This window comes from Tardiphaga sp. GW821-FHT12E02, from assembly GCF_058807155.1.
In genome coordinates, this window is record NZ_JBXAQK010000003.1 from 26,200 (window position 1) to 45,897 (window position 19,698).

Sequence of the window (19,698 nt, forward strand, 5' to 3'; positions counted from 1 at the left end):
TGACAGTTTTGATGATACGGTGACGACATGAGCAATGATGCCCCCTCGGCAGAGCAGCGCTGGCTGCTGCTGATCCACCAGTTGCCGAGCAAGCCCGCCTACTTCCGGGTGAAGGTCTGGCGCCGCCTGCAAGGGATCGGGGCCGTCGCGGTGAAGAGCACGGTCTATGCGCTGCCGGCGAATGCCGAGACGCAGGAGGATTTCGAATGGCTGCTCAAGGAGATCATTGAAGGCGGCGGCGAGGCCATGGTCTGCGAAGCCCGTTTGATCGACGGCCTTTCCGACGCTCAAGCGCGCGCGCTCTTCGACGCGGCCCGCGACGAGGACTACGAGGAAATCTCCAAAGAGGCGCGAGCCCTTTCGGCCCGTCCAGTCCAGGACTCGCAGGCGGACGCTGCCGCGGAACTCCGAACCCAGATCAACCGCCTGCGCAAGCGCTTGGCGGATATCGCGGCCATCGACTTCTTCGCGGCGACCGGCCGTCTCACCGCTGAAAGCCTGATCGCGGAACTTGAGCGCAGGCTCGCAAAGGATAACGACATGGCCGAAACGCCAAAGGAAGCTCCACCGCAGGCCGCACCAGACTTCAGAGGCCGGGTTTGGGTCACGCGCCAGGGTGTCTTTGTCGATCGGATCGCCTGCAGTTGGCTGATCCGACGCTTCATCGACCCCAATGCCATCATCCGCTTCGTTCCGGGCAAGAGCTACGAACCCAAGCCTGGAGAACTGCGCTTCGACATGTTCGAAGGCGAGATCACCCATGAGGGCGACCGCTGTAGTTTCGAGGTCCTGCTGGTCCGTGCCGGCCTTGCCGATCCCGCGCTCCAGGCCGTCGCCGAGATCGTCCACGATATCGACCTGAAGGACGGCAAGTTCGGGCGAGAGGAAACGACGGGTATTGCGAGCCTGATTTCGGGCGTCTGTGCTGCCAACCCGCAGGATGAAGAGCGCATCGCGCAGGGCGCGGCGGTCTTCGACAACCTCTACCAGTACTTCAAGTCCAAGCGTGCCTGATCGCCGGGAGGCGCCCATGAACAAGATCGAGGCCATCCAAGCCGCGCCGATCGGCCAGAAGGCCGCCCCTGAGCATGGGGTTTCGTTCGGCGAGGCTGTGCGTGTCTGGGCCCGTGTCGCGGCGCTGAGCTTCGGCGGCCCTGCTGGGCAGATCGCGGTGATGCACCGCATCATCGTGGAGGAGAAGCGCTGGATCGGCGAGACGCGCTTCCTGCACGCGCTGAACTACTGCACGCTCCTGCCGGGACCGGAAGCGCAGCAACTGGCCGTCTATATCGGCTGGCTGATGCACAAGACCAAGGGCGGCCTGGTTGCCGGAACCTTGTTCGTGCTGCCCGGTGTCATCGCCATCATGGCGTTGAGCTGGATCTACGCGATCTTCGGCAATGTCGGGAGCGTCCAGGCGCTGTTCTTCGGCCTGAAGGCGGCGGTTCTCGCGATCGTGCTGGAAGCCGTGCTCCGGATCGGCCGACGCTCGCTGAAGAACGGCGTCATGATCGGCCTCGCTGCAGCGGCCTTTCTGGCCCTCGCCCTGTTTCAGGCACCATTTCCGCTCGTCGTGTTCGCCGCAGGCCTCATCGGCTATGTCGGCGGTCGTGCGGGCTGGTCCGCCTTCCTGGCCGGAGGTGGTCACGGCAAGGTCGGAGGCAAGCAGGTCGCCGACGTCGACTCGGCACTTGGCGAGGGCATTCCCGCGCATGCCAGGCCGCCCTTGAGCTGGTCGCTGAAGGTTGCGGCCGTCGGTGCCGTGATCTGGTTTGGCCCGATCATCGTCCTATTGGCGACGCTCGGCCGCGGCGACGTGTTCACCGAGATCTCCATCTTCTTTTCCAAGATGGCGATGGTGACCTTCGGCGGGGCCTATTCGGTCCTGTCCTATGTCGCCCAGCAGGCTGTTGATCACTATGGCTGGCTGAAGCCCGGCGAAATGCTGGACGGCCTCGGCATGGCCGAGACCACCCCCGGCCCCCTGATCATGGTCACGCAGTTCGTCGGCTTCATGGGCGCCTATCGCGCGCCAGGTTCGCTGAGCCCGCTGCTGGCTGGTACGCTCGGCGGCCTGCTGACCACCTGGGTCACCTTCGTGCCCTGCTTCCTCTGGATCTTCCTCGGCGCGCCGTTCATGGAGACGATGCGCAACAACAAGGCGCTGTCGGCTGCGCTCGGGGCCATTACGGCCGCCGTCGTCGGCGTGATCCTGAACCTCTCGATCTGGTTCGCGCTGCATGTCCTGTTCGCCGAGGTTCACCAGGTTCGGGCTTATGGCATGGAGCTCGATGTGCCGGTCCTGAGCACCGTCAACGTCGCCGCATCGCTGCTGACGATGGCAGCCATGATCGCCGTCTTCCGCTTCAAGGTTGGGATGATCCAGGTCATTGCCGCCTGCTCGGTCGCCGGATTGCTCTATGGCTTGGCCACCGGGATGGTCTGAAGCGGGGCGCGTTGGCACGGGGAGCTGACAGATTTCCGGATTGTTGGATCCGTTCGACGGCGATGAATCTGACGACGACAGCCGCGGTCAGGTTTTCGCCGGGCGCGATCGCTCGCCCGTCGGTCGAGCCTGCGGCCGGCTCGCGATGGCCGCATAGGCTTTCACCAAGCCATGGAGATTGGCCTGCGGCAATGGCAGTGGCGTCTTGGCGAGCGCGACAATGCGCGGCCTGGCAAAGGTCAGGCAGCGGGCTCGCATCAGCACCGAAAGCTGCGTCAGCGGCCGGGAGGCGGGCGGATCGAGCTCCAGCGGCAGTGACAGGATTTTGGCGCGATCACCGGGATCCGCCATGTGGCCGGCGCGCTCGAGCATCAGTGCGGCGCGCAGGGTCGACGCCCCCAGCCGCGGTGCAGACGCCAGGCGCAGATCCTGACCGCAAGCCGTGCAAGTGATGAACGGAGCCAGCGAGGCTGCGTCACAAACCGCAAAGCCCTGGCGGCAGGCCGGGCAGCGGTCGATCAACCGCCGGCCGTGATGCTGGCAGATCAGCTTGGTTGCAAGCCGCCAGCTGCGGCGAAGATAGGGCGCTTCGTCCCCTTCGAGGCAGTGCGGACAAAGCTGCAGCCAGGTCGCTTGGCGCCGGCCCATGGGTGACGTCGAGACGGTCACCCACGGTGCCAGCATCAGGGCCTTGTCCGTTATCGGATGGACGAGTGTCAGCCATGAAGCGGTCGACAGCGCACTTGCCGTCTCGATGGCGCCGGCGATCGCTGGCGATAGCCCGAATTCGATATTCACGGCCCAATTGCCGCTTCCCAGGCCCAGCAGTGCTCCAAGAGCGCGCGCCGGAACGCCGTTGGCCGCACCAAACCGGATCAGCCAGCCCGGCAGCCATTCGTCGGGGTAGGGAACGACCATGATGGGCCAGTGACCCGATGGCGCCGACCGATAACGCGGCTGCAACGCGATCTCGATGGGCGCGGGTCTCATGCCAGTGCCTCGCGGATCACGGTCTGGCGTCGTTGCGACAGTGGGATGTAGCCGAGATCTCGCAAGCTATTGCGGCTGATGTGTTCGGCTCCGGACCTCACCGCGGCGACCGCGGCCGCCGTGACGATCGCGACGGTCTCGCCGATCAGCCCCTCCGAGAGCTCGAAGATCAAGCGCGCCATCGGCTCGTCGGACAGTCCGGAGGACTTGGCGAGTGGCAGTGCGCCTTCAAGGCTGTCGAGCAGCGAGAGATAGGCCTCGTCATAGCTCCAGCGTGGCACGGGCGCGAGCTGGAAACGGCTCGCCATCTCAGCTGTCACCATGATGTGGTCGAAGATCGTCAGCTCGCCAACCAGCACCGGCGAAAGATCATAATCGCGCCCGAACCGCCGCAGCACCGCGAAGATCGCCTCGATGTCGCGGTTGCGGCCGCGCAAGCAATTATGGAACTCGTCGAAGACGATCACGCGCGGCTTCAGCTGCCGCAGCAGATGGTCGAGTTGTTCGGCCTTCGCTGCGGTGTCGCGCGTTCGGATGAGCGGCGCCTCCAGCGCGGCCAGAATCCCGGCGTAGAAATTGACCAGGCCAGAGCCTTCGCGGGTCTGCACCAGCACGACGCGTCGCGCGTTTCGCTCGGTTTCCGCGCGGCGACGGTCCATGATCGCGAAGCGTTCCGCGATCATGCTCTTGCCGTTGGCGTAGGGGCCGATCAGCATCACCCCGCGCGTGCGCAGCGCCGGCGCGCGATCGAGGCACGCCTGCAGCAGGTCGAGCGCGTTCCGCGCCGCTTGCGTGCCGATCCAGCGTGGCGCCTGCAGATGCGCGATGCGCGCGGCGGCAGGTTGTTGCAGCCAGGGTCGCAAGCTCTCGGCCAGGTGCTCGCTCATGGCTCACCAGTCCTCGACCGGGAGCGGGTTTCGGGCGCGGGCAGGGTGGGGCGCCGGAGGCGCGGATGGCGAAGCCAGCGCCTGATGCGGTTTTGGAGCCGCTTGCGCCAAGGCCGTCCGCGCCGCCTGTCGCCTCTCATGCTTGCTCAGCTTTTTCGTATCGGCCCCTGCACTCGGGCGCGTCGCGCTGTCGGCGATCGCCCGTATCGCCCGCCGGAGCGCAATCCTCGATTCAGGTCCGCCAGCGAGGCTGCGCCGCAAGGCGCGAGCCCGCTCATGCTCCCACAGCGTGATCGCGTCTGTATGACCATCGCGCCGCCCAACCGCCAGAAAAGCGCCGGTGTCGGGATGGCGCAGATAGATGTGGCTCAGATCGCGCGGATCGGTTCGCATCGCGAGTTTGCCGATCCGGTCGCGCCGCGGCACGAGCTCGCCCAGCCATGGCGCATAATAGTCGATCGCATGCACGCTGACGCCCTGGGGCGTGAGCCGCCGGTCTCCGCCAGGCAAGAACGCGATCAGCACCTGGTCGGGGTCGTCCCGACGCGGAAGCAAGGCCGCAGCATGAGCGCGCCAGATCTGATCGGGTATGTCCAAACTCTTCTCATTCGGCTGGGCGTTGTGCTCAAGCACGGCGAGTGCGACGCAGCGTTCGAGTTCCGCGAAGCTGAGGCGGGCGCAGGCCTCGGAAGGATAGTGGTCGCGATCCGTGACTGAGCGGCCGGTCTGGCCCGGCAGCGTCCGCAGCACCATGTTGAGCGTGCCGAGCAGCCGTTCGATCACGCCGCCTTGATGGACGTTTCCCTTGTGCCGCCGCCGGATCGTGATCCCAAAATCATCGCAGCCTCGGGCGAAGGCATGGCCCGTGAACTCCTTGGCGCTATCGACAACCAGGACACGCGGTCGACCGAACATCGGCCAGGCGTGAGCGCCAAGACCATGCGCCGCGAGCCATGGCACCTTGGGCGTCAGCGCTTGCTGCAGGCAGAGCGCAACCGAGAGTGAACTCGGCTTCTCCAAGGTCAGGCAAAACCCCAGAATGGCACGCGAGAAGACATCAACCGCAACCGTGAGATAGGGCCGTCCGGCCACAACGCCGACACTGTCGATCACCTCGACGAACTGAATGTCGGCCGGCGTATGGTCGATTTGGCCGATATCGAGCAGGCCATTCGCTGAAATGTAGCCCGGACGCGCTTTCAACCGCCGCGCATGCGCGAGGTTGGAGGAGCGGCCCTTGGCGATAGCGAGATCGTCGAACAGGATCGGGATGCGTCGCTGCACTGCGCGATACGAGGGCAGGCGCTCGCCGGCCTCGCAGCAGCGCGCCCGGATCTCGGTGACGACGGGACGAAGCTCTGGCGCCTCCTTGACCAGCCACTGCTGACGCAGAACGCCGGCGATGATCGCCTCGACGGCCGCGGTCAGCCGTGTCGCGCGCTGCCCATCCCGCCGCGGCAACAGCACTGTGATCCGCCGCTCCGGCTCATAACGCTTGAGCAGATTGTAGACGTGCCGGGTCGTGAGCCCAAGCTCAGCCGCCGCCCGCGCGATCGACACGTGCCGCGGAGCAGACCCGTCAAGTATCCGATCGAGCTCGCGAGCCTGGCGCTTCGCCTGCGCCCAGGCATCATCTCGCGCGATCGCCACGCGACCAGAAGCCGATGTCGCCATGTGACGTTCCTCACGCGACAGGTCGAAATCGTAAGGGGAAAGTCGAGCCCCAGATTCAGGCTAAACCTCGGCAAGGACGTGACGATCCACAATTGAAATCGGCAAGGGAAAGCGACAGAGGACGAGCTGGCACGTCTCGACGAGGCCGTGCGCCATAGCGGGGTCGGCGAGGGCTTTATCGAGAGGGGGCATTTCTTTGACGCGGCCGCCAGCATGTGGGTGTCTGGCGAACTCGTCCACATCGCGGACCTGGTTCTCCACGACGCCCGCATGGATATCCGCGCGCCGACGCACGAACTGACCATCGCGCACGCTATCCTGCGATCACGTCGCCGGATCGCTGGCGCGCAGCCGGGATGGGCTCTCAGTGAAGCAGGCGTCTCGTCGCTCGCCGGATCGGCCGCCATTAAGCCGGAACCCGATCCCGTTCCAATACATCCGAAAGGGGAGGGGGCTTTCGACGTAGAAGATGACGACCCGCTCTCTCGCGAGTTCGCCCATATCGACGCCATCATCAATCGGTCACAGCGTGTTCTGGACGGAATTGCCCATGGCTCGATGCCGAGCCCATCTGAACGGCCTTCATTGATCGTCAGCGATCTCGTCATCCGGGATCCGGACTGGGACGAGCGCGAGCGGATGGGGCAATGGCGGGCTGTGCTGAAGGAGACCGCAAGCCTGCCGGCCACCCTCGCTGGGGCAATACTATTTGATGCGTGGGAAACCATCGAGCCTTTGCAACGGCAACATCCACTTGGCGGGCAACTCGTCGCCGCTCATTTGCGGGCACGCGGAAAGATCGCGTCGCACCTGCCGGGGTTTCATGTAGGGCTGAAGGCCATACCCCGTGAGCGCCGGCGGGCGCATGGGAGGATGACACGATTGCTCGCGTTCCTCGATGCGATGTCGGCCGTAGCAGAGGCAGGCATGAAGGAGATCGTCCGGCTCGGACAGGCGCGAGAGCAGATGGAGCGAAAGGCCAGGGGGCGGCGCTCATCGAGCAGCCTGCCCGTAGTGATCGATCTGGTTCTCTCGCGCCCTATCGTCTCCGCTTCCATGATTGCGAAGGCCGCCGAGATCACGCCGCGCGGCGCGCTCAATCTGATCGCCGAGCTTGGGGTAAGGGAGGCGACCGGACGAGGGCGATATCGAGCTTGGGGTATTCTGTAAGAGCCTAGGCGCTGTGAGCCGAGATCCAGAACTTCACACCTTCGCCCGCTTCAGCGTTCGCTGAAATAGTCTGTTTCACTGAAATAACTTGACACATTTCACCTTTTCGGCCATTTTCAGCACATGCTGAAATCTCCGCCGAACGTGAACGACATTGAGCGCCAAGGAGCAGATGCGATCCATGCGCTGCTGCAAAGTGTGCCAGTTATCCACGTCGACGAGGTAAAACTTGCGCCACCAGATTCCGGCGTTGATGTCGTCGTCAGAGTGAATCTCGACGGGCGCGGACGATTGCTGGTCTGCGAAGTCAAGCCAATCGGACAGCCGCGGCATGTGCGAGCGGCTCTTCTTCAACTCCGGAAGGCGGCGAACGGCTTCGATCCGCCGGCGACTCCGCTCTTCATCGCACCTTATCTATCTCCGGAGGCGCAAGCCATTTGCCGCGAGTTCGATGTGGGTTTTGTCGATCTCGTGGGAAACGCTCGGGTCACGTTTGACAGTGTGTTCATTGAACGCCAGGTCGATGCCAGGCCGCCTGCCGTCCAACGCAACTTGAAATCTATCTTCAAGCCGAAATCCGCACAGGTGTTGCGCGTCCTCCTTCGCGAGCCGGTACGGGCCTGGCGGGTCGCCGATCTGGCGCAGGCGTCCGATGTGAGCCTCGGACACGTCAGCAATGTTCGCGGCGAACTGGTTGATCGCGAATGGGCCGAGATTGCCGACGACGGCCTTCGCCTGTCGCAGCCCGACCGTCTTCTCGACGCTTGGCGCGAGGCTTATGAGCCTCCGCAAGGCGAGCGTTCAGAGTTCTACACGACGCTCCATGGGCAATTGTTAGACCGGGCTCTGCGCAATGCGCTGCACTGTCAGCAGAATGCAGCTAACGCAATCTTGGCATCGTTTTCGGCATCGCATTGGCTCGCTCCCTACGGGAGGGTGCCAACTCATTATTTCTACGCGGATGGGGACGGGCTTACCGCTCTGCGAGCCGAACTAAAGATGTCGCCTGCTCGCTCCGGAGCAAATGTCGTTGTGACGATCCCGAAAGATAACGGTCTCTTTCTGGATACAGTTGAACCAGCGCCCGGCATCTTCTGTACGAGCCCGGTCCAAACTTATCTTGATCTGGGTATGGCCGGGGAGCGCGGCGCCGAGGCTGCCGATCATCTGCGACAGGAGCTTCTGGCATGGCGAAAATAGTGCCACCTGATCCTCAATCCGCATCGGATTACGAGGACCGCACCACGAGGGCGGTTAAAGGTGTTCTGATCGAGATCGGTCAGATCCTTGGCAGTTTTAAGGGCAAGTTCGCCGTGATCGGGGGCGCCGTGCCCTGGCTTCTGCTCGACAATGAGGACATGCCGCATGTCGGAACGCTCGACGTCGACCTCGGCCTCGATGCAGAGGCTCTCGGCGATGGTGAGTATGTCACCCTGGTCGAGGCGTTGATGGGGCAGGGCTACACGCAACGCGAGGAGCTTCGCCGCTTCCAGCTCGTGCGCCAAGTTCCTGTCGACGACGCAGGCGCTCCCATCGACATCGTGGTTGACTTCCTCATGCCGCGCCATGCGGAGATCGTGAAGAACAATCCGCCGATCCTGAGCGATTTTGCCGTCCAGCGGGCCGATGGGGCGGACCTCGCACTTCGCTTCTATCAGCTCGTCGCCATCTCCGGCGAAATGCCTGACGGCGGCACAAATCGCGTCGAAGTGGCCGTGTGCTCGATTCCGGCCCTGCTGGCCATGAAGGGCCATGCCTTGAACGGTCGACACAAGCAGAAGGATGCTTACGACATCTACTACTGTATCCGAAATTATCCAGACGGGATCGACGCTCTCGCGGACGCCTGCAAACCTCTGCTCGATCATCAGAGTGGCGCGCAGGGCTACAAGTTTATCGACGAGAAATTCGACGCCCCGGAGGGATATGGCCCGACCAACGTACGAAAATTTGTCGACGAAACGGCAATTCTCGACGGCCGGACACCGGAGCAGTGGCAACAGGACGCCTTTGGCCAAGTCGATGCTTGGCTGCGGGCACTCGGCTTGCGTCAGTGACGCGATCGGATTGTGACCTTGTCGAAACGATAAAAACCGAGGGGGGAGAATGGGAAGATCAGGCTCGAGATGGCTTCGCTGGGAGCCGCATATTCATGCCCCCGGTACCGTCCTCAACGATCAGTTCAAAGGTACGGAAAGCTTCGATCAATATCTCGCCAAGATCGAGGCGGCGACGCCGGCAATCCGAGCACTCGGCGTGACCGACTACTATCTGCTCGATACCTACGAGCGTGTCCGCGAGGCCAAGCGTCGAGATGGGCGACTTGCAGACGTCGACCTCGTTTTTCCGAATGTCGAGCTGCGACTGGCCTTTGGCACAGTCAAGGGCAACTGGGTAAACTGCCATCTTCTCGTCAATCCGGAGGATCCGGATCATGTGGGCGCCACCCAGCGCTTTCTTGCGCAGCTGACCTTTGAGTATTCTGGAGACCGCTTCGCCTGCACTCCAGATGAGCTGATGCGGTTGGGGACGAAGGTCGATGCCACTCTCTCCGGCCGAGCGGCACTGGCGCGTGGGGCGACGCAGTTCAAGGTCAGTTTCGAGCAACTGGCTGAGCTCTACCGGGCGATCGATTGGGCAAAAACCAATATTCTTGTGGCCGTAGCCGGTAGTGAACATGACGGGACGTCGGGCATGCGCGGTGAATCCGAAGGCGCCCAGCGGCAGGAGGTCGAACGGTTCGCGCACGTGATTTTCGCCAGTGGCGCAAGTCAGCGGGATTTCTGGCTGGGACGAAAGGCGAGTGCGACGCCGCAGGAGATCCGCGCACGTTATGGCGCTCTCAAGCCATGTCTGCACGGCAGCGACGCCCATGAGACGGAAAAGGTCGGAGTTCCTGACGGAGATCGCTATTCCTGGATCAAGGGCGGCGCTCATTTTGACTCGCTCCGTCAGGCGGCTATCGATCCTGCCGGCCGCGCTTTCGTCGGTACCGCGCCGCCGATGCGTGCCACCCCGTCTCAGGTTATCTCCCGGGTTGAATTCCAGGACGCGTCCTGGGCGGCAACACCGATCATTGAGCTCAATCCTGGCTTCGTAGCCATTATCGGCGCGCGAGGCTCGGGCAAGACGGCCCTTGCTGACGCGATCGCGGCCGGCTGTGATGCGGCTTCCGAACACCTCAGCTCGGCCTCCTTCCTGGTTCGGGCAGGTGACCTCCTCAGCGGGGTTGGCGTTCGTCTCGATTGGGGTACGGGCGAGCCTTCAGAGCGGCAACTGCTCGACTACCAATATGACGCCAGCCTCGATGGCCGCTTTCCTCGCGCGCGATATCTTTCGCAGAAATTTGTCGAAGAACTCTGCTCGGCCGACGGGATGACCGATGCGCTCCTGCGCGAAATCGAGCGTGTGATCTTCGAGGCGCATCCCGAGAAGGACGGGACGTTTCGGTTCGATCAGCTTCTGGATCTGCGCGCCAGCCGGCATCGCCTCGCGCGCGAGCGTGAAGAAGAGGCGATTGGCACCCTCTCAGATAACATCGGGCAGGAGCGGGAGAAGCGGCGGCTGATCGCGGGACTCAAGCAGCAGATCGCTCAGAAAGAGCAGGTCGTAAAAGGCTTAGAGGCGGACCGTGACAAGCTGATCGTGAAGGGCTCGGAAGCGCGGGCCGATCGGCTAAGCGTCGTCGCGAACGCCGCCGAAAAGGTCCGTTCCTATGTCCGGTTCTTCGTTGGCCAGGAAAACTGGCTGCTCTCCCTTCAAGATGAGGTTCGGGCGTTTCGTCAGAACAAGGCGCCGGAGGCTCTTCGGCAGACCAAGGCGAGCTTTGTTGCCGCGCGATTGGAAGATGTGGATTGGCAGGCATTCCTGCTCGAGTATCATGGCGATGTCGACGCTGCACTCTCCGCAAAACTAGAGACTGCACGAAAAAACGCGGCGAGCTGGCGCGGGACACCGCCGTCGCCTTTCACCGACCCAAATCGGTCCTATCTTGCCGACGATGCCGATCCGGAAAAGACAGCGCTTGCCGCGCTCGATGCAGAGTCGACGCGGCTTCAGGCCCTGATCAATATTGACACCGAGACCGCCAAGAAATTTGCGGGTCTGGTCAAGCGGATTGCCGAAGAGAACGCCCAGATCGAGGCAACGCGCGCAACGCTCGCCGATTGCGAAGGGGCTGCGGAGCGCATGGCAGATTTCAGCAAGCGCCGACGCGACACCTATCTCCGCGTGTTCGAGTCGATCATTGCCGAGGAACAGGTCCTGCGCGATTTGTACCGACCGCTGGTCGATCGACTCCAGGATGCGCCAGGAACCCTGCAGAAGCTATCCTTCTCGGCCCGTCGGCGCGCCGACGTCAAGCAATGGGCTGCTTTGGGCGAAAAGCTTTTCGATCTCCGGCGGGCGGGCGACTTCAAGGGAAAGGGGTCGCTCGAACAATGGGCCAACGCCAATCTTAAGGTGGCATGGGAGACAGGAGACATCCAAGCGATCGACAACGCCATCGAGCACTTTACCGAGGAATGGCAGGACGAACTTCTGGCTGTTGCGAATGTGCCGGCGAACGATCAAGTCGGATATCGGAATTGGCTGATGCGCTTCGCCAAGTGGCTCTTCAGCACCGACCATGTTCAGATCCTCTATAGTATCGACTACGAAGGAACCGACATTACGAAACTCTCGCCTGGCTCGCGAGGGATTGTGCTTCTTCTTCTCTACCTAGTGCTGGACGAGACCGATCATAGTCCCCTGATCATCGACCAGCCTGAGGAAAACCTCGATCCAAAGTCGATATTCGATGAACTCGTTAGCCTGTTCGTCGCAGCGAAGAGCAAGCGTCAGGTGATCATGGTCACCCACAACGCCAATTTGGTCATCAACACGGATGCCGACCAGATCATCGTTGCGACCGCAGGATCGCACAGCCCGGGCCAACTTCCTCCGATCACCTATCAATCCGGCGGACTGGAGGATTCGGAGATGCGAAAGGTCGTCTGCGATATTCTCGAAGGCGGGGAAGCGGCTTTCAAGGAGCGCGCCCGGCGCCTGCGGGTCAGCCTTGAGCGATAGCACCGTTAGCGTACCCGCCATCTCGCGCGTCGGCGCCGCCAGCGTCGCTATGAAAGCACTTTTATGAAACCGGAGTCAGGAACCAGAGGTCAGAACGAATTCGCGAGCTGGTGCGAGCCGGAGGGATTTCATGTTCAGCGATCTGATCCAGACCGTCTCGGGTGGGACTTCATGCTTGAGGCCGATCCGGAGCGTTCGACGGATAGTCCACTTGATCAGCAGAACGCTCTCCCGAAGTTTCTCGTTCAGGTCAAGGCAACTGAGCATGCAACCGCGATCCCGCGGATCAAGCTTTCGGCGCTGAAGCATCTGGTTGATTCTGACCTGCCGGCGGCGATCGCAATCCTGTTCTATTCCAGCGGGGGGCGGCGCTCGCTCCGCAGCTTGATCGTGCCTGTCGATGAAGCCCTCATCGCCGACACGTTGCGCCGGGTCCGCGAGCTTGAGGCCAAGGGTAATCGAGACATTCACAACATCAAGGCACCGATCCCGATCGATCGTGCTACGGAAATCGGGCGCGATGGCGAAGGGTTGGCAAATGCCTTGTACAAGATCATCGGGGGCCTGCCCAACGATTACGCGGCGAGAAAGGTCCACTACCGGGAAACCTGCGGGTTTGATGAAGAGCCGATCGTCGGTCGGTTCTTCGTGCCAGGGGCGGATGCACGCCACAAGATCGGGGATCTCTTTCTCGGTGGCAGGAGAGAGATTGAGATCAATCACCTGACCGTCGAGCGCCGACGTTTCGGCATCCCGCTCAGCAATGACCAGCTCTACTTGCGCGATGCCATCCTCGAGATGGATGCGCCGGCGCTCTTTTCTGCCTCGATTGAGCTCGAGTCAGACGTTGGTGATTGGGTCGCACTTCCCGTCGATGTTTTTGTCGTGCCGCCTTTCATAGGCGATCATGGCCATTCGAAGATCCGGCTCGCGAACCGATTCTTCGAAGTCATTCTCGACTTCGAGAAAGAGTGGGCGGGTATCACCTTCGACTATGCTGGCGACCGCGATGTCGAGCTGGAAGAGGCTGTTTCAATCGTCGAGGTTGGCGCCATTCTGGCGCGACCGCAAAAGAAGCTGACCATTCATTTCAAAGACACGCAAATGATGCTGCCTGCGGCCAGCGAGGAAGGCCCCTTCCACCACTGGATCCCTGTCGCATCGGTATTGCGGAGAATCTGCTCGGCGATCGGCCGATCCGGTCGTCGCCCACGAGCTCCGTTGCGGCTGGCGTCGTTCTACGATTGGGTGGAAAAGCATGCCGAGTTGTTGGCCTTAGGCTCGACCCCAGGCGTCAATCTATTTTTTCCACGATGGTCGGACGATAAGATCGTTGATGAGCAGGACGCGATTTTGACCCCGATGACGGTCGAGCTTGCAGGCCTGCAATATACTGCTCTCATCGAGGTCCCCATGGTTGGGGCGACACGCGATGAGAGAGAAATCAAGATTGTTGGCGGGCAACCTTCCTTGGTCGATGATGTCGTTCGCTATCCAGGCGCGGACGTCTCCGATTTCATCGACCTCGCGGTCCAAGCGGCCAAACGGCGCCGGAATATCACCGGACCGGTACTCGTTGCGGGCGGAATCGAACAATGGTCGTGCTCCAACGCTCTCGAGGAAGTTCCGGGCTCTGCTGACCATTGCGTCGACACGGAGATGCAGAAGCTACGCGATTGAAACAGATACTCGGGGCGGCTGATCGGCTTCTTCTCAATAAAGGCCGCGGCGTGCTCCGGTGCCGGCCGAGCCGGAAAAAGACGTGACGATAGACCCGTCGCCCAGCGCGAACGGCGGAGCGTCATTTTCGATGATGATGAACTGGGCGATGTCCTTCTTTTCCAGCAGGAAACGATAGAAATGCTCCTTGAGCCCGCTTTTTTTCACCTCCTTCTCGTCAGCGTCCAACTCTCCATGCCTGGAGGTGAGGGGATCGCGGTAGCTAAGTAGAGGACTGTCGAGAACGAGAATTCCCGGATGTGGAAGCTTCTTCTCCCGGCAGTATATAAGGACGCCGATTTTGAAGGCGGCGTTCATCAATGCACGGACACCCTTGCCGTTAGCTCGACGGCTTTTTCCATCAATGAGAATATCGTGCGTCTTATCGTCGAACGAGACGGTCGGCAGCCCCGGAAACTGCCAAGCATGCAGCACCGTCTGCACGGTGGTGGCAAATTCGTGTCCGATCACACCGTCTATGCCGGATGTCACGCTGCCGCGGGGAAGGGACTTCGGTTTGAACGCCTCAAGCTGCGTCTTTCGGCGATGAAGCTCGTCAATGCGCTGTCGAAGGGCGAGGCCCTGCCTGGTCACGAAGCGGGCCGTGTCCAGCTCCTCATAGGTGCGGCGCGTGGCGACTTCCAACGGCTTCACCTCGTCGAGCTGACGATCGATGTCTTCGATCTCGCCTGATAGCCGCTCGGCGCGTTTCAGCAATCCTTCCTGTTCGGCCTCCAGAGAACGTGTTGCCTTCGCAAGGTCGGCTCGCTCCGACGCGATCTTCGCCATCTCGGCCCGAACCGCCCTTTGGGTTTTCTCGACCTCATCGACACCGTGTGCGTGAAGCTGATGCGATGGATCCGCGCCGCAGAGAGGGCAGGGACGGCGCGCGCCCGCCAGCAGAGCTGCACCCCCTTCCTCGAGCGATGCCAGTCGCTGCAGATCGCTTTCATAAACGCTCTTGAGCAAAGCAAAGCGTTGCAGCGAGAGCGATATTTCGGTCCGCCGCTCCTGTGCGTCTCTGAGAGATTCCATTTTCGACCGGCGATCCAGGCGAAGATCGTCCAGGAGCGATTGGCGATCCGACATCGTCTGCTGGAGGCCGCGAATTGCTGCGGTCTGCTTTTCGGCCTGATCGTTCAGGTCCGGATCGTCGGGATAATCCCGCTCCCATTCCAGTTCGGCCGCCGCAATCATTTCGTCGATGATTTCGACCTTGCCCAGATTCGCGGTTCGCTGGGAGTCAGGGTTCTGCGTAGTGACGATCGCGGAATCGTCGACCCCGGTCAGGATGAACTTCAGAACGTTCTTGTCGAAAGTCTCGCCGCTGCGGTCTGAAATTCGGATGGGGCTCCATTCCCCCATCATGTTCGTTTCCTCGGTGTAAACGAAGGCGGCATAGTGGCGGAAGGTGAAAGCGTTCTTGTCGCCCGTCAGCGTTCGAGCAATCTCCTTCGTGCCGACCCCGAGTTCGCCGAGCAGGAAGCTCGACAGGCTCTCGCCCTTGCCGCGATGATCCCAAGATAATGTCCGATCGGGCCGACCAGCCGCCGCCGGATCTACCGAGCCGAGGTGGAGACCGAAATCTCCACCCTTCATCGCCCGCTCCAGCGTCACAGTGCCGCTTTCGGGAAGCTCGATCTCAAGCCAGCATTTGTCGTAGCCTTGGGCCTCGGTGATCGGTGGCAGGGGCGTCTTGGCGCCCGACATGAAGTCGAGCGCCTTGACGATATAGGACTTGCCGCTGTTCGAGGCGCCCCAAACGACGTTGATGTGCTCTCCGAAGATGAGGGTGACGAGCTTTTTTCCAGGCCCTGTAATAGCAAGCCGGCGAAGGACGAAGCGCGCGCGATTGGAAGTGCTCATGTTGGACCTGTCTGGAACGCTTCGGTCCAATCGCCGATCCGCTCCCGCACCAGCCGCTTGAACTGTACCTTGCTGTGAGTCTTCACCTGCTCGGCAAGCCAACGGGCACAAACCTTCATCTGCACGGAGTAATCCGTTTCGAGCAGCTCGACATAGGCCGCGGCCTCTTCGGAAGCGCGATAAACGATGCCTTCCTCGGCGCTCTCCTGATCGACGAGATGGCATCGCTGCATGAGATGCAGGCTCGCCTCGATCAATCTGCGCCGGACCAGCAACTCACCCTTTCGGCCGGGGACCTGCGGATGCAGGCTAGGGGGACCACCCAGATCAGCGGTATGCACGACGACATGGTCGAACAGGACCATCTCGGCGAGGTCCAGTGTTTCCGGCCGCAAATGCTCCAGCACAACGACGGCTCTGATGCCAGCCTCGAGAGGAGAGTTGAATGGTCCTGCAAAATCGCTCCCGCTCAAGGCGCCCATTTTAGACGCCCTTCGTTCACGAGGTGATGGCAAATGCCCTGCTTGACCGGGATACGAACTGTGCGACCGATCAAACTCGCCGGCAGGATCGATGCGTGCTTCATGACCGCGTCGACGCGCCGGAGCAGCGTCTCATGTCGATCGCGGTGCACCTCCATGACGCCGTGATAGACGTCCTCCTCGAAGGTCCCGATCGCGCCTGGAGCCGTATTGTCCCGGTGAAACCGCTTGAATGAGGCGGCTTCAAAAAAGCGCGTTCGTTGATCGCGGAAATGCTCGCCATGATCGGCGTGCGCCAAGATGTCGTCGGCAGTTGTGAATGTGCCGCCGCTGGCCTCCCCATAAACTTGCCGGAGTTGGTCGACATAGTGGGCCTCTTCCGGCTGAATGGCCTGCGGCGTGTCGCCGGTAGGCGCCTCATCCGGCACCAGACCAAGCACCTTGGACAAGGCTGGTGCCGCAGCCTGGTCCTTTACCAGCATAGGAGCCGTCAGATGTTCAACGCGCGAGAAATCAAAGCCGTCGATCGCTGCTCTGATTTCTGGGGTTAGCGCCACCGTCTCGCGCCGGGTTATGCTCTTCGAGCAGTGCTCGTCCCAGCCGGAGATCAATGCGGTTCGCAGGGTCGAAGGATTGTTGATCAGGTCCATCAACGAGCCGACGATGCCACGCGGCGCGACAAACACATATTTTTCGGGCAGGGTTTTGTATGCCCCCTGACAATGATGGAAAAACACCTTGCCAAGTTCGGCGAGGCCCTCGAACCTTCCAAGTTTTCCGCCTCGCGTCTTGCGTTTACACTGGAAGAGATGCCAAGCCCCCTCGTGGCGAGCGCGGGTCAGGAAGCCGATTACGTCGCGGCCCTTGTCGTTTGCCGCGCCAATTCGCTCGATGCGATCGTACAGTTGAGAACGACGCTCCACCCATAGCTCGATGAATTCTTCGAGCTGCGTGTCGTCGATCTCCATCAGCCGAACAGCAAGGCTAGTCATCTTTGCCTCCGTTCAGCCGCTTCTCAAGAGCGTGGATGCTGTCGAGCACGGCTTCGAATTGCGGAGGATCACCGAAAATCATGCCCTGCATGGCCCTGTAGTCAGCTCGTAACTGCTCGATCATTTCGTCGTGCGGTGTGAGCGCAAACGTTCCTGGCGCCGCGCTTTTGAGGTCAAAATCCGGACGGTCGAAGAACATCCGGGCGTGCGCGACACAATCCGCGCCAAGCGCCGGTTCTGCGATGGCTGCCGCGCCGGTCGATGCTTCGGCGAGCCGATGAAGGTCATAATAGTGGCGCGACACCCGCTGTCCGCCCCCGCGCAGTTCACCGCGCTTGTCGAACCAGCGCCGTAACCCGTGGAGGATCACGACCTTGTCCCAGAAGGTGCGTTCGGGATCGACCGTTCGCACGTCTGGCACTGTCAGGTCGAGAGTCGGGAGATCGTCGTCGACATAGGGCTTGATCGGCATTTGGCTATTCGGGTCGAGCGCGGACTTTGCGCCGGACTCGATCTTGATCGCGGCGCGGACGTAATCCGATCGGGGGGTGGCCGACGGATACCAGAGCAGCAGGGTCTGACCGTCGGGGTCAGTCTCGTCGGCCTCCACTCGTGCCGCACCGGCAGCCATTCCAGTGGCCTTGAGCCTAGCCTGCAGGATTGACGTCAGTTCAGCGCGAAGCGGGCCGTCGATGTAAGCCTTACAGGCGTCCTTGACAGCATCGAGCCGGGCTTTGCGCTTCTTGCCGCTGAGCCCCTCGAGCTCTTCGACGCTCGCTGGCTCGCCAATATCGTCACGGAACACCGTGACATCGATATCCTCGGAGAAGCGGCTTATCAGGCCAAAGCCCTTGGAAAGGGAGGTTCCACCCTTGAAGAGAAGGCGGGGACCGCCCTCCTTCAAGCCGTTGAACAAGGCATCCAGCGTCCAGCAGACCCAGAAGTCCTTTTCGATGTTTTGTGCTGGTGTGCCGAGACGCTGTGCCGTCGTGTCGAAGGCGCTCAGCATCGCGTCCGATCCTGCCGCGAGAACCTCATCGAACGCCGGGTTCATGCCTTCACCGCCTTGGCGTCACGTTTGGCGGCCTTTGTTTTCTGTGCAGTGGTCAATTTTCGGCTTGGGTGGAGAGCAGTTGCGCGACGCTGTGCATGATCATCATTGACGTGCTGACGCTGACGGTCGGCGTCGTTCTCTACGATGGGCTTGAGGAATACCCACATCCATGTCGGAAGCGCTGCCGCACCGCCAATGAGATCTTCTCGAAGAGATGGCCCCGTTGTCGGATCCTCCAAAAGCCTTGCAAGCTTGCGGTTGACCTGTTCACTTTCCCCTTCTCGGGCCAAGGTATCGCGCAGCCAGTGAAGCGCCTGGACGATGCGCATCGCCGGCCTTCCAGCCCAGAACAACTTGCTGGCCGCTGTCGGACGGAAAGTGATTGTCACGTTGCCGAGCTTGATCGGGCGGCGACGGGCGTCCGTGTGGACCACGATTTTGGCCGGAACAGCATCGGTCAGGCCCAGATCGTTCGCCGCGGTCATGCCATCAACGAGCATCCGGGTCTGATCGCGTCGCCCGACGGCATCTATGACCGAGCGCGGATCAGGAGGATTAGAAATCTGAGTGAGCTTGTTGAAGCCGGGCTGATCGTAGAGCCCACGATCGATCCTTCTGAGGGTCTGAGCCTTCGTCAGGCGCTGCAATGCCTTATCGACCGCGTCTCGCGAAGCGAGGTCGATGAAATCGGTCGGGGTCCATACCTTGCGGGGCGCATCGGTGCGGATGCGATCGAGTACGGCTGTCTTGAGATCGAGTGTGGGTCCGTTCATGTCCGAAACTTGTAGTCTTTTTTCGGACTTACGCAAGGTGGATGTCCGAAAATAGTATACGTATTTCGGACAAAGTTGCGCATTCGCGTCGCCCTTCGGGCCGGGCTGTCGGCAGAGCTGAAGTCCTGATGGTCTTCACCCATGTGGGCATCCATCCCTGACGCAAGGCCGGCTGCAGCCGCAGAAGAGAACCGATTTCTCGGGATCCAGCACTCGCTGGCTTCAACACGCCACACCATTCGCCCGCACTGGCAAGCCGACACTCGTCGTCTCCTCCGGAAGAACGAGACCGGCGCTTATCACCATGCCCAGCGCCTTGCGGCCCGAGCACGCGATGGAGGCAGGAGCCGTGAGCTCGCCTATTGGGCCAAGGTCGCGCGGGGATCTGCCGCCCGGAAAGGATCTCGCGATCATGCAGGCCATCGTCGACGCGGAGATCCGGCGGGGCGGCAGGACATAGCGGCGTCGCGCCGGGCGGCGGTGCAACAGGGACCATCAGCGGGGAATGCGGCGACGGGGTCCCTGTCGAGACAGTTCGTTCGGGAGAGGCGCCGACCAATGGAAGCAGCCCAATT

The 19,698-nt window shown here is 61.7% G+C and carries 15 protein-coding genes; 7 read left to right on the top strand and 8 right to left on the bottom strand.

All coding sequences use genetic code 11. The features are described from left to right. Nucleotides 1-27: 27 nt before the first annotated feature. Together AC1RQ5_RS30435 and chrA are read left to right on the top strand one after the other, a co-directional pair. Nucleotides 28-1,014, top strand: a complete 987-nt coding sequence (locus AC1RQ5_RS30435) for a chromate resistance protein ChrB domain-containing protein (protein ID WP_191126086.1) — start codon at nucleotides 28-30, stop codon at nucleotides 1,012-1,014. A 16-nt stretch (nucleotides 1,015-1,030) separates the two neighbouring features. Further along, nucleotides 1,031-2,446: a chromate efflux transporter gene (chrA, locus tag AC1RQ5_RS30440; protein WP_191126087.1), complete on the top strand. Its 1,416-nt coding sequence runs from the start codon at nucleotides 1,031-1,033 to the stop codon at nucleotides 2,444-2,446. An 87-nt stretch (nucleotides 2,447-2,533) separates the two neighbouring features. On the opposite strand, the gene AC1RQ5_RS30445 is transcribed toward chrA, so the two are convergent. Genes AC1RQ5_RS30445 through AC1RQ5_RS30455 form a run of 3 tightly spaced genes read right to left on the bottom strand, consistent with a single transcriptional unit; the run spans nucleotide 2,534 to nucleotide 5,997 of the window. Next, nucleotides 2,534-3,436 (bottom strand): TniQ family protein, encoded by a 903-nt coding sequence (locus AC1RQ5_RS30445; protein ID WP_191126088.1) that lies wholly within the window; start codon nucleotides 3,434-3,436, stop codon nucleotides 2,534-2,536. Continuing rightward, nucleotides 3,433-4,323 carry a TniB family NTP-binding protein gene (locus AC1RQ5_RS30450; RefSeq protein ID WP_191126089.1) on the bottom strand — a complete coding sequence of 297 codons (891 nt, stop codon included), beginning with the start codon at nucleotides 4,321-4,323 and terminating at the stop codon, nucleotides 3,433-3,435. The genes AC1RQ5_RS30445 and AC1RQ5_RS30450 overlap by 4 nt, the downstream gene beginning before the upstream one ends. Nucleotides 4,324-4,326: 3 nt before the next feature. Beyond that, entirely contained in the window at nucleotides 4,327-5,997 is a 1,671-nt protein-coding gene (locus tag AC1RQ5_RS30455; protein ID WP_191126090.1) for a TnsB C-terminal domain-containing protein, read from the bottom strand. Nucleotides 5,998-6,144: 147 nt separating this feature from the next. On the opposite strand from AC1RQ5_RS30455, the gene AC1RQ5_RS30460 reads away from it, so the two are divergent. The 5 genes from AC1RQ5_RS30460 to AC1RQ5_RS30480 all read left to right on the top strand — a co-directional run bounded on the left by AC1RQ5_RS30460 (nucleotide 6,145) and on the right by AC1RQ5_RS30480 (nucleotide 13,917). Then, nucleotides 6,145-7,167 (top strand): RHE_PE00001 family protein, encoded by a 1,023-nt coding sequence (locus AC1RQ5_RS30460; RefSeq protein WP_493204562.1) that lies wholly within the window; start codon nucleotides 6,145-6,147, stop codon nucleotides 7,165-7,167. 123 nt (nucleotides 7,168-7,290) lie between these two features. Beyond that, the gene (locus tag AC1RQ5_RS30465; RefSeq protein ID WP_493204563.1) at nucleotides 7,291-8,367 is read left to right on the top strand and encodes a type IV toxin-antitoxin system AbiEi family antitoxin; all 1,077 of its coding nucleotides are present in this window, start codon (nucleotides 7,291-7,293) and stop codon (nucleotides 8,365-8,367) included. Further along, the gene (locus tag AC1RQ5_RS30470; protein WP_493204564.1) at nucleotides 8,355-9,224 is read left to right on the top strand and encodes a nucleotidyl transferase AbiEii/AbiGii toxin family protein; all 870 of its coding nucleotides are present in this window, start codon (nucleotides 8,355-8,357) and stop codon (nucleotides 9,222-9,224) included. Before AC1RQ5_RS30465 ends, AC1RQ5_RS30470 begins: the two co-directional genes overlap by 13 nt. A gap of 49 nt (nucleotides 9,225-9,273) precedes the next feature. Next, entirely contained in the window at nucleotides 9,274-12,237 is a 2,964-nt protein-coding gene (locus AC1RQ5_RS30475) for a TrlF family AAA-like ATPase (protein ID WP_493204565.1), read from the top strand. A gap of 171 nt (nucleotides 12,238-12,408) precedes the next feature. After that, entirely contained in the window at nucleotides 12,409-13,917 is a 1,509-nt protein-coding gene (locus AC1RQ5_RS30480; protein ID WP_493204566.1) for a hypothetical protein, read from the top strand. A 33-nt stretch (nucleotides 13,918-13,950) separates the two neighbouring features. Here AC1RQ5_RS30480 and AC1RQ5_RS30485 read toward each other — a convergent pair whose 3' ends face one another. The 5 genes from AC1RQ5_RS30485 to AC1RQ5_RS30505 are packed head-to-tail and all read right to left on the bottom strand — an operon-like array spanning nucleotide 13,951 to nucleotide 19,159. After that, entirely contained in the window at nucleotides 13,951-15,822 is a 1,872-nt protein-coding gene (locus AC1RQ5_RS30485; protein WP_493204567.1) for a hypothetical protein, read from the bottom strand. Next, nucleotides 15,819-16,304 carry an ABC-three component system middle component 2 gene (locus AC1RQ5_RS30490; protein ID WP_493204568.1) on the bottom strand — a complete coding sequence of 162 codons (486 nt, stop codon included), beginning with the start codon at nucleotides 16,302-16,304 and terminating at the stop codon, nucleotides 15,819-15,821. The genes AC1RQ5_RS30485 and AC1RQ5_RS30490 overlap by 4 nt, the downstream gene beginning before the upstream one ends. Continuing rightward, complete coding sequence (locus AC1RQ5_RS30495; protein ID WP_493204569.1) at nucleotides 16,292-17,296, bottom strand: ABC-three component system protein; 1,005 nt, start codon at nucleotides 17,294-17,296, stop codon at nucleotides 16,292-16,294. The genes AC1RQ5_RS30490 and AC1RQ5_RS30495 overlap by 13 nt, the downstream gene beginning before the upstream one ends. Beyond that, nucleotides 17,289-18,350, bottom strand: coding sequence for a nucleotidyl transferase AbiEii/AbiGii toxin family protein (locus tag AC1RQ5_RS30500; protein ID WP_493204570.1), 1,062 nt, complete (start codon nucleotides 18,348-18,350; stop codon nucleotides 17,289-17,291). The genes AC1RQ5_RS30495 and AC1RQ5_RS30500 overlap by 8 nt, the downstream gene beginning before the upstream one ends. Continuing rightward, the gene (locus tag AC1RQ5_RS30505) at nucleotides 18,347-19,159 is read right to left on the bottom strand and encodes a DUF6088 family protein (protein WP_493204571.1); all 813 of its coding nucleotides are present in this window, start codon (nucleotides 19,157-19,159) and stop codon (nucleotides 18,347-18,349) included. The genes AC1RQ5_RS30500 and AC1RQ5_RS30505 overlap by 4 nt, the downstream gene beginning before the upstream one ends. Between the last annotated feature and the right edge of the window lie 539 nt (nucleotides 19,160-19,698).